Origin of the sequence: Scandinavium sp. UTDF21-P1B (genome assembly GCF_040750395.1) — a bacterium.
In the GTDB taxonomy this organism is placed as follows: domain Bacteria; phylum Pseudomonadota; class Gammaproteobacteria; order Enterobacterales; family Enterobacteriaceae; genus Scandinavium.
Map to the genome: position 1 here is coordinate 1 of NZ_JBFLVD010000069.1, position 208 is coordinate 208.

The window sequence follows — 208 nt, forward strand, 5'->3', positions numbered from 1 at the left end:
GCCGAGTTCGGTGGCGACGGTGGCGAGCGCGGAGGCCTGGCCGGGGTCGGCTGTCGCGGCGACCGGGCGCCAGGGAAGAAAAGCGATGCCGGTGGCCTCGCACGCCTCCAGAACCGACTCGGAGTCTCGGTCGAAGAGGTTGTAGCGATTCTGTACGCTCGCGATCTCCGCGGTCTGCCGGGCCTCGGCGAGCTGCGCACCGGTGACC

General features: G+C 71.2%; 1 protein-coding gene. It reads right to left on the bottom strand.

All coding sequences use genetic code 11. The annotated features are described in order from the left end of the window. Positions 1 to 208, bottom strand: a 208-nt coding sequence (locus AB1287_RS22445; RefSeq protein ID WP_435619158.1) for an aldo/keto reductase, incomplete at both ends; no start/stop codon positions are given.